The following is a 14934-nucleotide window of genomic DNA, read 5'->3' as shown; positions in this document are numbered from 1 at the left end:
GCCTTCAGAAAAAAGGCCGTAAAAGGGAGTTTTCCATCGTATTTTGCAGAAAAATAAAAAAATGGAAAATTATAAAAAAAGTACTTGCAAAAGTGGAGCGGATCATATATAATCTATTCTTGCAAGCGGCTAAAAAAGCTTGTCCCAATTTAGGGCTATCGCCAAACGGTAAGGCAACGGACTCTGACTCCGTCATTTCAAGGTTCGAATCCTTGTAGCCCTGTTCATAAAACCTCAGTGATTTATTTCGCTGGGGTTTTTTATTGCTTACAATCAGAGGTTTCCGGGAAAATATTTGATTTGGTGTTGTTATATAAAGTAAAATGAAGATATAATATAGATATACTAAGGAGGAAGGAATGTCCTCATGGAAGATGGGTATTAAAAGAGTATATCAAACTATCATTAAGTACATCGCCGACATATTCCTGAAAATGATTACCTGTTTGAAAGGAAGTGATTGATATGGATAAGAAGCTGGTTTTACGTCGTTTTGCGGATGATGTGATAAATTTATTAGGAACTTCTTTGGTTAAGATCATTTTATATGGTTCTTATGCCAGAGGTGACTTTCATGAAAATTCAGATATGGATGTGATGATTCTGACCTCTCTAGATGACGACGGAATCAGGAAAATTGAAAATTCAGTTTATGATATTGCTTCAGATTACGAGCTTTTAGAGAATGTACACATTAGTGTGAGCATAAAGAATATTGATCACTTTAATTATTGGCTGGGAGCATTGCCATATTATGACAACGTTGAAAAGGAGGGGATTGTTCTTGTCGGATGAAAGAAAAAAAGCGTTATGTGAGTATCGGATGCAAAATGCGCAGGAAAGTTTTTCGGTAGCAGAAGATTGTTATATGAAGAATCATTTCAAGGATTCTATTAACCGATCTTATTATTCGGTATTTTATGCGGTAAAAGCAGTCCTTTCTTTAGAGGGAATAGACTTTAAACGACATAAAGATGTTATAGCGTATTTTAACCATACTTATGTTGCGACTGAAATAATACCAAGAAGTTTCGGGAGAAAAATAGGCCAGTTACAGCAACGCCGTGAAAAAAGTGATTATGATGACTTTTATATTGCCTCAAAAGAAGAAGCATTGGAGCAGCTTAATAATGCGAAAGCCATCATTGAGGTGATTAGGAAATATTTAGAAGAAAAGGGTGGGGAAACCCCATAATTTTATGATGCTGGCTCAAGCCAAGGTTCGGATTCCTGCAGCCCTGTTTTAAACCTCAGCAGAGAAATACGCTGAGGTTTTATTATGTCATAATAATAGAGCCTATCTTTTTGCAATTGCCTGTAACTTGAATTAGAATGCGGAAAACATTATAAAAGAACAAAAGTTGAAAGTCCCGGGAACCTGGGGTATAATAAGTTTTTAAGGCAACTTGGAGACAGGCAGGAGGAGGCATAAGAGATGTACACATTTCAAAGCAGGGTACGTTACAGCGAACTGGATCCGGAGCGAAAATTGAGCATAGCATCCATAGTGGATTATTTTCAGGACTGTTCCACCTTTCATTCGGAGCAGCTCGGGGTGGGGCTTGACTATCTGGAAGATAGGGACATGCTATGGGTGATGTCTTACTGGCAGATTGTGATAGACAGATATCCTAAATTATGTGACAATATAACAATCGGGACCTTTCCCTATGAATTTAAAGGATTCATGGGGTATCGTAACTTTTTTATAAAGGATGAGGCCGGAGAAGATATCATCCGGGCCAATTCCATATGGAGCCTGATAAATCTGAAGACAGGAAGGCCGGTAAGGCCTCCGGAGGAAATGCTGACGGCCTATCAGCTGGAGACTAAGCTGCCCATGGATTATGAGCCGCGCAAGATCGTCCTCCCTGACGGTGGGCGCAGAGAAGCCTCCCTTGTGGTGGGAAAACAGCATTTAGACAGTAATTATCATGTAAATAACGGGCAGTATATAAATATGGCGCAGGATTTTCTGCCGGAGGACTTTGCCATCGGGCAGATGCGGGCGGAATACAGAAAATCGGCCTTGCTCCATGATTGTATTGTACCGGAGGTATTTGAACAGGAAAACCTGGTAAGTGTATCTCTTTGCGATGAGGCAGGGCAGCCTTATGCGGTGGTGGAGTTCAGAAAAAAGAAGCAGTGAGGATGAATATGCATATTGAATTAGGGAAAATGCAGGAATTGATGGTGGTGAAAAAGGTGGATTTCGGAGTCTATCTTGCGCCGGAGGATAATCAGGAGGAGAAGGTGCTCCTTCCCGGGAAACAGGTGCCGGAAGGCTGTGAAACAGGTGATTTTGTGACGGTATTCATCTATCGGGATTCCAAGGACCGTCTCATAGCTACCAGGAAAGAGCCCAAACTGAGCCTGGGGGAGGTCGCCGTACTGACAGTGGCCCAGACCGGCAAATTCGGAGCCTTTCTTGACTGGGGACTGGAAAAGGATCTGTTTCTTCCTTTTAAGGAACAGACAGCCAGGGTGCAGGAGGGGGACAGCTTTCCCGTAGTGCTTTACGTGGATAAAAGCGGCCGCCTATGTGCGAGCATGAAAATATATCATTATCTGCAGACGGACAGCCCTTACAAAAAGGATGACCAGGTAAGCGGCCATCTGTATGAAATCAGCCGTCAGTTCGGAGCATTTGTGGCGGTGGATGACCGGTATTCCGCCCTGATACCGCCCCGTGAGATGTTCGGAGAGCTTCGTGTGGGAGAACTGATTCAGGCCAGAGTGATAGCGGTGCATGAGGACGGCAAGCTGGATCTGAGTATAAGGGATAAGTCCTACCGTATTATTGAAACAGATGCGGTGAAGGTTATGGAGCTCATTGAGAGCTTTGACGGAGTCCTGCCTTTTAACGACAAGGCATCGCCTGAAGTCATTAAAAGGGAAACGCAGATGAGCAAGAACGAGTTTAAGAGAGCGGTAGGCCATCTGCTGAAAAACGGACGGATTGAAATTACTGAAAAATCTATCAAAAAGATACAATAGGAGCGTCAGATGAATTACAGGAAAGTTAACTGGTGTTTTCTGGGGATGATAATGCTGCATCTCGGAGTGGTAGGGCTTCTGCTGGCGCTGCGTAATGTGTACAGTATGGGGATGGTGACCAATCTTCTGGTCAGCGAACTGATATTGGCGGTGCCTGCCTTTCTTGCGGTGCTCACCTCCAGGGAGAAACCCAACCGGGTGCTGGGTTTCCATAAATTGAAGGTATCGTCGGTATTTATGATCATACTGTATACCTTTCTCATGGGCCCCCTGACAACCCTTTTGAATGCCATAAGCATGCTTTTTGTGGATAATGCGGTGGTTTCCATAAGCGGCGAGGTTTTGAATCTCCCTTTTCTGCTGACCTTTTTCCTGATGGCCGTATTCGGGCCTGTCTGTGAAGAGCTTTGCTTCCGGGGAGTGGTGTACAGAGGCTATCTGAAAAGCGGAAATGTGGTGGGAGCGGTTCTTTTGTCCTCCCTGCTGTTTGGCCTGATGCATATGAATTTTAATCAGGCGCCCTATGCTTTTGCCATCGGCGTTTCCATGGCTGTGCTGGTGGAGGCTACAGGAAGCCTTTGGTCTTCCATACTGATGCATGTGGTCTTTAATGCCCAGTCGGTATTGGCCATGTATTTTTACCAGAGATTTTTCCCAAGGGTATGGCTGGAGCAGACACAGGCCGTGGCGACCAGCGAGGATATGATAGCCGCTATCAGTGTTTATCTGGTGATAGCCGTAATTTCCACAGCACTGGCTGTCTGTGTGCTTGTATGGCTGTGCAGGAACCAGGGACGGGAGGAATATGTCCTTTGGCTTCTTCGGGAAAGAAAATCGGGAAAGAAGAAGGGAAAGCTGATAAGCATTCCGTTAATTATAGCCATTGTCATCTGCCTGGGATATATGATATTGAATGTCGTGTGGCAGTAGCCCGGGGCGGCGGTTCCCTCCTGCCGTGTTTCCGGGAGTCCCTCCGGCGAAGGCCGCAGCGGTGTGTTACGTGGTACGTTGCGTAAGGGGGAATTTTCTGCTATAATAGCGGAAGGGAAAATGCAGGGGGGAGGTGCAGGCGTTATTCTGCCAGGATGAAAGTATGCAGAAATATACAATATTAGGAATTACTTTATATGATTACGGAGCGCGGGAGGCGCTGCGCAATACGGATAGCTTCCTGCACAACGGGGCGCTTAATACGATTGCGTATATTTCCAGTTCCAATCTGGCGCAGGCTTCCAAGGACGAGCAGCTGAAGGACTGTCTGGAAGCCATAGACATGACGGTATGTACGGAACCGGATGTCCTGGAGGCAGCAGGTATTGCCGGAAGGAACCGGATCCGCGAAATAGATGAAAAGGTGTATCTCAGAGAGCTGTTCAGGAAATTCGGAAGGAACAGAAACAGCGTTTATCTTCTTGCGGATACGCAGGACAATCTTGAAGTACTGCAGGAAATCGTTTCCGAATACCAGGACAATCTCCTGATTAAAGGCTGCGGCGTCTATGAGGATTTTGGGAGCCAGCCCGAACGGCTGGTAAATAATCTGAATGATTTGGCTCCTGAGGTGATTATATCCAGGATGCCATGGCCTACAGATGTTCAGCTGATGCATGCCTACGGACATTTTGTGAATGCGGAGCTGTGGGTTTCCCTTCCCTTCGGGGCGGTGGGCTGGGTCAGGAACCCCTCCCTGCTGGCGCGCTTAAAGCGCAAACTCGTCTATCAGGCTTTCACTCATAATGTAAATGAATATAATAAGAAAAAGACAGGAAACTGACTCCTGTCTTTTTTGTATAGGTTGACCAGCGTCTGAAAAATGGTTTGTAAGAAAAAAAAGCTTAAAAGTGCATAAATTTTTTGAGTTTCCTATAGATCTTTTTGTGGTTTTCAATTAAAATGGAAAAAGGGTGTTACATTAGACAATTTTCCGGAGGCTTTCATGTTTGTGGAAATTGCATAGGAGAAGGAGCGGGGTAAGATTATGATATCAAATCAGGTTTTGCAGACTACGATTGACGGACTGCGCAGCATTGCACGCGTCGAATTGTGTGTAGTGGATGTGGACGGCAAAATGATTGCCACAACATCTGAAGAAATGAGCAACTGTCTGGGAGCGGCACAGGATTTTTCCAGATCCCCTGCGGACAGTCAGGAGGTACAGGGATACCAGTTCTTTAAGATACTGGATGAAACACAGCTGGAATATATCCTTGTTATCGGAGGCGCCGGCGAAGATGTTTATATGATCGGCAAGATGGTCGCGTTCCAGATACAGAGTCTTTTGGTGGCATATAAGGAAAGGTTTGATAAGGACAATTTCATTAAAAACCTTCTTCTGGACAACCTGCTTCTGGTAGATATTTACAGCCGGGCGAAAAAGCTTCATATTCCCACGGATGTGGCCAGGGTGGCCCTGATCATTGAATCGGACAACAACCGGGATAATAATGTTCTGGAAATTATGCGGGGCGGTTTTGGAAATAACAATAAAGATTTCATAACTGCGGTCGATGAAAATAATGTAATCGTAGTTAAGGAGCTCGTGGAGCCGGATGCCGGCAGGGAAATTGACCGGGCGGCCAAGATCATCGACGAATTCCTGGAAAAAGAGGGGATTACAGGTATCCGTATTGCCTACGGAACGATTGTGAAGGAAATCAAAGAGGTGAGCCGTTCCTACAAGGAAGCCAAAATGGCTCTGGATGTGGGAAAAATTTTCTTTGACGAACGGAATATTATCGCATACAATGAATTGGGTATCGGAAGACTGATTTACCAGCTTCCCATCCCTCTTTGCAAGATGTTTATCAAGGAAATCTTCGGCGGAAAGAGCCCGGATGATTTTGATGAGGAAACATTGTCTACCATCAACAAGTTCTTTGAGAACAGCCTGAATGTGTCGGAGACAAGCCGTCAGCTGTTCATTCACAGAAACACGCTTGTATACCGCCTGGATAAGCTTCAGAAGAGTACCGGCCTGGATTTACGGGTATTTGAAGATGCCATTACCTTTAAAATAGCGCTGATGGTTGTAAAATACATGAAATATATGGAAACATTTGAATACTAGGCCGTTGTTTTTCCGGCCGGATAGTGAGGTGTATAGCTTTGGGACTTTTTGGTACAAAGAAGACAAAAAGGAGAATTAAGGAGGACGGCTCCCTCATAGTTCTTGATAAAGTGAGTAAGAGCTATTCTACAGGGGCACCTGCATTAAATGGTGTTAACTTAAGAATTAAAAAAGGCGAATTTGTCTTTATCGTTGGCGACAGCGGTTCCGGAAAGTCCACTCTTATCAAACTTCTGCTCAGGGAACTGACTCCTACTTCCGGCACGATTCTGGTTAACGGACAGAATGTGGCGGATCTGAGACCGCGCCAGATCCCGAGGTACCGGAGAAATCTGGGGATCGTTTTTCAGGATTTCCGTCTGCTGAAGGACAGGAATGTCTATGAAAACGTGGCCTTTGCGCAGAGGATCATACAGGTGCCCACAAAGGAAATCAAGAGAAATGTTCCGGCTATCCTGGCGACAGTAGGGCTGGCCGGAAAATATAAGGCAAAGCCCAAGCAGCTTTCCGGCGGAGAGCAGCAGAGAGTGGCGCTGGCCAGGGCGTTGATTAACAGACCGCCTATTTTGCTGGCAGATGAACCTACCGGTAATCTGGATCCCAAGAATTCATGGGAAATCATGAAGCTTCTGGAGAAAATCAATGAAGGAGGAACCACAATCCTGGTAGTAACCCATAACCGCGAAATTGTAAATGAAATGCGTAAGCGGGTTGTTACGATGAAGAAGGGCGTCATCGTGAGCGACGAAGAAAAAGGTGGTTATATAGATGAGAATTAGTACATTTTTTTATACCCTGAAGCAGGGCATTATCAATATTTTCCGTAATAAGTGGTTTTCGCTTGCTTCTGTGGCAACGATCAGCGCCTGTCTGTTTCTGTTCGGCCTGTTTTATGCGGTGATTACCAATTTTCAGAGTATTGTGAAATCAGCAGAGGAAGGCGTATCCGTAACTATATTTTTCCAGCCCGGCACTACCGAGGAACAGATCATGGATATCGGTTCCAAAATTGAAGCGAGGGATGAGGTTTCCAAAATAGAGTACACTTCCCCGGAGCAGGCATGGGAATATTATAAAGAAAACTGGATACCGGAAGAGTTTTCAGACGGATTCCCGGATAATCCTCTGGAGAATTCCGCTAGCTACGCTATCTATATGAAGGATATTTCACAGCAGACGGCATTGGTGGACTATCTGAACAGCATTCCGGAAATCAGGACCGTTAACCAGTCGGAGCTCGCCGCATCAACGCTGACGGGCGTGAATGCGCTGGTTGCCTATGTGTCGGCAGGCATTATCCTGATTCTGCTCCTGGTTTCGGTATTCCTCATAAGCAATACCGTAACCATAGGTATTTCCGTGCGTAAAGAAGAAATCAGCATTATGAAATATATCGGGGCAACCGATTTCTTTGTAAGGGCGCCGTTTGTAATTGAAGGTATCCTTATCGGTGTTTTCGGCTCTGCCCTTCCTTTGGGAACCATTTATGTATTGTACAATAAGGTAGTGGAATACATCGGGACCAAGTTTTCCGTATTGTCGGGACTGCTGAATTTCCTGCCGGTTAATACGGTATTTTCCACGCTGGCCCCTGTGGTAGTCGCTATTGGCGTAGGAATCGGTTTCCTGGGCAGTTTTATTACTGTCCGCAAGCATCTGCGTGTCTGACACGTCAGGTAGGCCAGATGATACGGTACGGTGGTGAATTATGAAGAAGAACAAAAGATGCATCAGCCTTATGCTGGGCTTCGTTCTGTTTGTTGTATGGATGTGGCCGGCAGTGAGAAGTGATGCGGCGACATCCAGTGAATTGGAACAGAGCATTAAGGAGAAGGAATCTGCCATATCTCAGGCGCAGGAAGAGAAAAAACAGCTGCAGTCCACCATGTCCAATATACAGGCTATGGTAGACAGCCTGGAAAGCTCTAAAAATGATCTGGAGGCATATGTGAAGCAGCTGGATGGGAACCTGGCTGAAATACAGTCCAAGATCGATGAGCTTAAAAAGATGATATCGGACAAGGAAGAAGAAATCGAAGAAACACAGCAAATGCTGGACGAAGCTGTGGAGCGGGAAAAAGAACAGTATGCCGCGATGAAGGTCCGTATACAGTATGCCTATGAAAAAGGAAACAGCAATTCCCTGGAAATGCTTTTATCTGCAAAAAGCTTCGGGGAACTTTTGAATAATGCCAATTATATGGAAGAAATGAATGCTTATGATCAAAGGCAGCTGGAGGAATACCAGAAGAACCGTGAACTGGTGGAGACCTGCAAGACTGCATTGGAAGAAGAGCAGGAGGTTCTGCAGCAGGCCAAGGCGGAAGTGGAAAAGGAAGAAGCCGGCCTGGAAACCCTGATATCGCAGAAGGAACAGCAGATTACCGCATTTCAGGGGGATATCAGCAATAAAGAGGCGGCGCTTAAGGAATACGAAGCGGATATCGCGGCCCAGAATTCCACAATAGCTGCACTGGAGGCGGCGGCTGCGGCAGAGCGAAAGCAGCTGGAGGAATTGAATAAACCGAAGGTTACCTATGACGGAGGGATGTTTCAGCTTCCCCTCACCTCTTATAAAAGAATATCCGATGAATATGGTTACCGCATGTATCCTACTCTGGGAGTGCAGAAATTCCATAACGGCGTGGATTTTGCCGCGCCCAGCGGGACGCCTATTCTGGCGGCCTACGGCGGGACGGTAGTGGGCGCGGCCTATAACAGTTCCATGGGCAATTATGTCATGATAAATCATGGGGACGGGCTGTATACCATTTATATGCATGCGTCTGCCCTCTATGTGTCACAGGGACAGACGGTGAGCAAAGGGGAACAGATTGCGGCTGTGGGTTCTACCGGCCGGTCAACCGGGCCACATCTGCATTTCAGTGTGAGAGTGAACGGTGAATATGTAAATCCATGGAATTATTTAAAATAATTTTCAATATATTAAAACAGGACGTAAATTTTTGAATGGCCTGACAGCTGGCTGAATAAAAGGTATTTTCAGTCTCTCCGGCAGGTACGCCCGTTAAAGCGGGCAGATGGGAGCAAGGCAATGAATCACAAAAAGAGCTTCTGGGGAGGGGTTATTACAGGTGTTCTGGCGGCGGCATTGATAGTGAGCGGTGTCTTTTTAGGGCAGTCCGTATGGAATTTATATCAGTCATCCAGAACGCAGGAAACCGCGGCACAGAATGAAGAGGATGGTGTGAGCAGCAACAGTGTGGCGAATGCGCAGACCATGAATAAGCTTCAGGTGCTGGAGGATACTATCGACAGGTATTATCTGGAGAGTGTGGATGAGCAGACACTGGAAAAAGGCGTGTATGACGGCCTGGTGGAAGCCTTGGGGGATCCCTATTCCACATATTATTCCTCAGAAGAACTGAAGGAACTGCAGGATAAAACAGAAGGGATTTATTATGGAATAGGCGCCTATGTGGGAATTGACGCTGATACCAGCCTTCCCAGGCTGACGGGCATTATAGAAGGGACGCCCGCTCAGGAAAGCGGCCTGAGGGCAGGAGATCTTCTGTATAAGGTCGACGGGGAAGAGGTCCAGGGACTGGAGCTGACCCAGGTGGTAAGCAAGATTAAGGGAGAAGAAGGAACTTCGGTTCATCTGACCATTATCAGGGAAGGCGCCACGGATTACCTGGAGGTGGACGTTGTCCGCAGAAAAGTGGAGAGTCCCACCGTAAACCAGAAAATGCTGGACGGCGGCATTGGCTATATACAGATAACGGAGTTCGATACGGTTACGCTGGATCAGTTTACGGAGGCACTGGCGGTCTGCAGAGGCTCCGGAATGAAGGGACTGATTCTGGATCTTCGGGGAAATCCGGGAGGCAACCTGAATACGGTGTGCGATATTGCCCGTGAAATTCTTCCCAAAGGACTTATCGTTTATACGGAGGATAAGGACGGCAAGCGTTCGGAATATACATGTGACGGGACAAAGGAAATGAAAGAGCCGCTTGTGGTTCTTGTGGACAGCGGAAGCGCCAGCGCATCGGAAATTCTGGCGGGAGCTGTGAAGGATTATGGAATCGGTACTCTGGTAGGAACGACAACTTTCGGGAAAGGGATTGTACAGCGGATTATTTCCCTCAGTGATGGTTCCGCGGTAAAACTGACTGTAAGTAATTATTATACCCCTAACGGCAACAATATCCATAAGATCGGCATTGAACCGGATATAGAAGAAAAGTTTGACAGTGAAGCTTATTATAATGACGGCGTGGATAACCAGCTGAATAAAGCTATTGAAATCATGAATGAGAAGCTGGGATCGGAGCAGTAATGTTTACTTATTATGCGGGGCTGTGATACAATCAGAAGTGTATCACGGCTCTGCATTTTTATTTTCTTCTGAATAAAAAGGGGAGCGGGGAAATTGTACTATGCAGGAGAAGGAGGGCAGAGTGGATGAGGGAAGATTTTAAGACGACGCTCAGCAGTATTCCGTGCGGATTATGCGTATACAGATTTGAAAGAGGGAAAATTTTCCCTGTTTATCATAATTCTGTCTTTTATGAAATTATGGGTTATACGGAGGACCATATCCGTCTGGTGGAAAAGGAAACCAATTTCCTGGGAGTTCATCCGGATGAACTGGGAGAGCTGCAGATGCATATACAGGAAGCGATACGCAGTAACGGTTCCATGCAGTTTACATACAGGCTGTGGAATGATACCAGGGGAGAGTACCGCTGGATTCATCTGGAAGGTTCTGTGAAGGAAACCGAAGAGGATGTGAAGCAGTTATATGGCGTTTACAGCGATGTAACCGGACAGATCCAAACGGAAAAAGAATTGAGCCGCGCCAATGAAAAAATGCAGGATATTATTAATGCGATCCCGGGAGGGGTGGCAATTTATAAGGTATCCGATACTTTTGATACGGTGTATTTTTCCGATGGAGTTCCGGAAATGTCCGGATACACCGTGGAGGAGTACCGGGAATTAATTAAGCTGGATGCTGCAGCGATGATCTACCGGGAAGATGTGGAAATGGTGACTGCCAGGGCGAGGGAGGTTATCCGGACGCATGAAATTGACAGTTTCGAATTCCGCTGCCGCCATAAGGATGCCAATATCGTATGGGTACGTGTTCAGGTCAAGTGGATTGGTGAAGAAGACGGGTATCCGATGCTTCACTGTGTATTTCATAACATTACCGATTTGAAGGAAACACAGCTGGAAATGAATCATCTGGTTAACTCCATACCCGGCGGAATAGCCAGCTACCGTGTGGAAGGGCAGAATTTTATTCCCACTTATTTTTCCGATGGCGTTACGGCGCTTTCCGGACATACCCGGGAAGAATATGAAAAAATGACAGGGAATAATGTCCTTGATATCATTTATGAGCAGGACCGGGAACGTGTGCGGGAAGCGGCTATGAATGCGCTGCAGAGCGGAGAGGTTCTGGATGTTTCCTATCGTATGCGCCATAAGAACGGACAGCTGATCTGGATACACCTCAACGGGCGCCGGATGGGGCCTTTGGCGGAAAATACCGGTTTTTATGCGGTTTTTACAGGAATGTCGGCGGATACGCGCCTGTTTCAAAGTATGGTAAATGAGACGGCAGACGGAATATATGTAATCGATAAAGAAAATTATGATTTGCTTTATGTGAATGAATCCAAGAATCTTTTTGCCGAGGGGAAGAATTGTGTGGGACAGAAATGTTATTCGGCCCTGCACGGTCAGGACGGCCCCTGTAAATTCTGTACTCTGAAGGATCATGAGCCGGATGGGGAAGAGCATGAGATGTCTGCCGACAGAAACGGCCGTTTTTACAGCACCCGTTTCCGGGAAACGGACTGGAATGGAATTCCGGCATACGTAAAGTATGTGAGGGATATTACGGAAACAGTCACCAACCGTAAGGAAAAAGAGCGGCTGGAACAATATTTCCAGACCGTTCTGAAAAATCTGCCGGGCGGGATTGCGGTAATGCGTTATGAAGAGCCGGGCAGGCTGATTCCTGAATTTTTATCAGACGGATTTGCGGCAATGGCAGGGATGAGCCTTGAGGAATCATGGGAGCTGTATCGGAATGATGCCATGGCGGGGGTCCATCCGGAAGATCGGGAATATGTGTATCAGCAGATGGACTCCTATGTTGCCGGGGGAGAACATCGCGAAATCGTATACAGGCTCCGAAGAGGGGACGGCAGTTATATATGGGTCAAAAACAATATTACCCTGATCAAATACGAGGATGGGGAAACGCGGATTTATTCGGTTTACCAGGATATGACCAAGGAGAGGGAAGCACAGGAGCGGATTCGCCAGCAGTATAAGGATCTGCTTTTGCAGCACTACCATACGCAGGATCCCAACGCATTGATCATAGGCCATTGCAATATTACCAAGAATCAGATACTGGAAATTATCGATCATACAAATTCAGATCTGCTTAAGACCTTCGGCTCGGCAAGAGAAGGATTTTTTACCGGTCTGGGCAGTCTTGTGGTTGACGAAGAGGAACGGCAGGAATTTTACGGAATGTATCTGAATAAGCCGGCTCTTGAGGCTTTCCGAAATGGGATACCTGAGAGACAGTATGAATGCTTTGTACAGATACCCCGGGAAACAAAAGGCAGATATGTACACATAAAAATGAATCTGGTGGAGGAACCTGACAGCGGGGATGTTACAGGCATCCTCACGGTAACGGATATCACAAAACAGACCATATCCGACCGTATTCTGCACAGACTTTCTTCTGCCGGATATGATTTTGTGTCAGACATTGATCTCACCTGTGACAGCTACACAGTACTGACCTGGAATGAGAATGCGGGCTGCATACCTCCCCAGCAGGGATACTATTCCCAGTGGGTGGAAAGGATGCTTGAAGACAACGTGGTTCCGAAGGATCGGGAACGGTATAAAGAAGTGATGGATCCCGGGACCTTGTTGGAGAGGCTGAAGAAATCGAGTCCCTTTACCTTCGCTTATTCCATGACGGATAACAGGGGAGATGTGAGGACCAAAAATGTAACTCTTTCCGTCGTGGAGCCAAGGCTGGGCAGAATCTGTCTTGCGAGGGCGGATATAACGGATTCCGTACGGGAACAGCAGGGACTTCTGCGTCTGATAGCATATACCTTTGAGCTTTCCGGCTTTATCAATATCGGAAGCGGAGGATTGACTTTGTATTCCAGGAATACCGTTCTGGAAAATCTGCCTCCTTATTTCAGCGAAAACTATGGGGAAGCCATTCCGCGGTTTGTGAACCGGTATATATCCGAAGATAACAGGGAGGAAGCAGCCTGTCAATTTGATTTGAAAACCATGATCAGGCGTCTGGAAGAGAAGCCCAATGGTTATGATTTCCTGGTTTCCTATCGGGATAAGAACGGTGAAAGATACAAACAGATTAATGTGATGTGGGGAGATGTGAACCACAGCACCATCTGCCTGGTGAGGGCGGATGTGACGGATGTCCTGGCTGCTGAGAGACAGACGAAAAAGGCGCTGGAGAATGCCCTGGAGCTTGCAGAGGAGGCAAACCGGGCTAAAAGTGACTTTTTATCCGCCATGAGTCATGATATCCGGACGCCGATGAATGCCATTATGGGTATGACGGCGCTGGCGGTTGCCCATATGGGCGAACCGGAGCGGGTGGCGGACTGCCTGAATAAAATTTCGGTTTCCTCCAGACATCTGCTCAGCCTGATTAATGATATTCTGGACATGAGCAAGATAGAATCTTCTCAAATCAAGCTGAATAATATGAAGATATATCTTCCGGACCTCTTAGACCAGCTGTCGGCAATTATGTCGCCTCAGGCGAGGGATGCGGGGCTGCAGCTTACTATCAGTACCGAAGGGATAATGCATAAGTATTTTTATGGGGATTCCCTGCGGAGCAATCAGATACTGATCAATATATTAAGCAATGCGGTAAAATATACGCCGGAGGGCGGAACCGTGGATTTTACGGTGGAGGAGATACCGGCCGTCAATGGGCCTGACAGGGTTCGTTACCGGTTTACGGTAAGCGATACGGGTGTGGGCATGTCGGAGGAATTTCTTTCCCGGATCTTCGAACCGTTTACGCGCAGCTCCGGAACCATGAGGGTAGAAGGCACCGGACTCGGCCTGAGCATTACCAAGGGGCTGGTCGAACTGATGGGAGGGACGATTTCCGTAAAAAGCCTGCCTCACCGGGGAAGCACCTTTTGTGTGGAGCTGGAAGGAGAATGTGCGGACGGAGAGCTGGAGAACCCCGGAGAAAGAGGCGGAGCTGAATCCCCGGATGCCGCAAACAGGAAGCTGTTTGCCGGCCGAAGGTTCCTGATCGCGGAGGATAATGCCATCAATGCAGAGATTCTCTGTGAGCTGCTGTCCATTTATGGGGCGGAAACAGCAGTCAAAACCGATGGGGCGCAGGCGCTGAAGGAATTCCGGGAGGCGGCCCCAGGAACCTATGATGCGGTTCTCATGGATATCCAGATGCCGGAAATGAACGGATATGAAGCCACCCGCCGGATACGGAGACTGGAGCGGCCGGATGCATGGGAAATCCCTGTTGTTGCCATGACTGCCAATGCCTTTGCGGAGGATGTGAGAGAGGCCATGGACGCGGGCATGACGGCTCATGTGGCAAAGCCGATTGATGTGGAGGTTCTGAGAGAAACATTAAAAAAGGTATTGATCGAAAAAAAAGAATAGAACAGCGGAAAACACAGTGCGGATTATTTTTATTTTGCCCTGTGTTTTTTATTGGTTTTCGGTATAATATAAAGATTAAGCGGGAACGATGCAGACGGGAAAAAGGCAAATCAGATTTCAGAACAAATGTTCTGGAATATGCTATACATTTCATATAGTCTATGATATAATTTTTG

The 14934-nt window shown here is 46.7% G+C and carries 12 protein-coding genes and 1 tRNA gene; all 13 read left to right on the top strand.

Translation table 11 applies throughout. From position 1 onward, the window contains the following. Positions 1-151: 151 nt before the first annotated feature. A tRNA-Gln gene (locus BLA28_RS04095) sits at positions 152-223 on the top strand. 242 nt (positions 224-465) lie between these two features. Further along, on the top strand, positions 466-795 hold the full coding sequence (locus tag BLA28_RS04090) for a nucleotidyltransferase domain-containing protein (protein WP_069156106.1): 330 nt from the start codon (positions 466-468) through the stop codon (positions 793-795). Next, a complete protein-coding gene (locus tag BLA28_RS04085; protein ID WP_009251457.1) occupies positions 785-1195 on the top strand; it encodes a HEPN domain-containing protein in 411 nt (136 codons plus the stop codon). Before BLA28_RS04090 ends, BLA28_RS04085 begins: the two co-directional genes overlap by 11 nt. A 240-nt stretch (positions 1196-1435) precedes the next feature. Further along, a complete protein-coding gene (locus BLA28_RS04080) occupies positions 1436-2149 on the top strand; it encodes an acyl-[acyl-carrier-protein] thioesterase (protein ID WP_044964214.1) in 714 nt (237 codons plus the stop codon). 2 nt (positions 2150-2151) lie between these two features. Then, on the top strand, positions 2152-2997 hold the full coding sequence (locus BLA28_RS04075) for a CvfB family protein (RefSeq protein WP_069156105.1): 846 nt from the start codon (positions 2152-2154) through the stop codon (positions 2995-2997). 9 nt (positions 2998-3006) lie between these two features. Beyond that, positions 3007-3927 (top strand): CPBP family intramembrane glutamic endopeptidase, encoded by a 921-nt coding sequence (locus tag BLA28_RS04070; RefSeq protein ID WP_044964220.1) that lies wholly within the window; start codon positions 3007-3009, stop codon positions 3925-3927. A gap of 163 nt (positions 3928-4090) precedes the next feature. Further along, entirely contained in the window at positions 4091-4771 is a 681-nt protein-coding gene (locus tag BLA28_RS04065) for a hypothetical protein (RefSeq protein ID WP_009251453.1), read from the top strand. Positions 4772-4975: 204 nt separating this feature from the next. Continuing rightward, positions 4976-6064: a PucR family transcriptional regulator gene (locus tag BLA28_RS04060; RefSeq protein ID WP_009251452.1), complete on the top strand. Its 1089-nt coding sequence runs from the start codon at positions 4976-4978 to the stop codon at positions 6062-6064. Between the two features lie 38 nt (positions 6065-6102). Then, positions 6103-6843: a cell division ATP-binding protein FtsE gene (gene ftsE, locus BLA28_RS04055; protein WP_009251451.1), complete on the top strand. Its 741-nt coding sequence runs from the start codon at positions 6103-6105 to the stop codon at positions 6841-6843. Continuing rightward, positions 6833-7732 (top strand): permease-like cell division protein FtsX, encoded by a 900-nt coding sequence (ftsX, locus tag BLA28_RS04050; protein ID WP_044964223.1) that lies wholly within the window; start codon positions 6833-6835, stop codon positions 7730-7732. Before ftsE ends, ftsX begins: the two co-directional genes overlap by 11 nt. 40 nt (positions 7733-7772) lie before the next feature. Continuing rightward, positions 7773-8999 carry a murein hydrolase activator EnvC family protein gene (locus BLA28_RS04045; protein ID WP_071698889.1) on the top strand — a complete coding sequence of 409 codons (1227 nt, stop codon included), beginning with the start codon at positions 7773-7775 and terminating at the stop codon, positions 8997-8999. A gap of 120 nt (positions 9000-9119) precedes the next feature. Then, positions 9120-10367, top strand: coding sequence for a S41 family peptidase (locus BLA28_RS04040; protein WP_069151723.1), 1248 nt, complete (start codon positions 9120-9122; stop codon positions 10365-10367). Positions 10368-10492: 125 nt separating this feature from the next. After that, on the top strand, positions 10493-14758 hold the full coding sequence (locus BLA28_RS04035; protein ID WP_069156103.1) for a PAS domain-containing protein: 4266 nt from the start codon (positions 10493-10495) through the stop codon (positions 14756-14758). Positions 14759-14934 lie beyond the last annotated feature (176 nt).

The organism is Eisenbergiella tayi, assembly GCF_001881565.1.
Classification (GTDB): Bacteria; Bacillota; Clostridia; order Lachnospirales; family Lachnospiraceae; genus Eisenbergiella; species Eisenbergiella tayi.
Note: the sequence above shows the minus strand (reverse complement) of the source record. Positions and strands in the feature narration are given on the sequence as shown.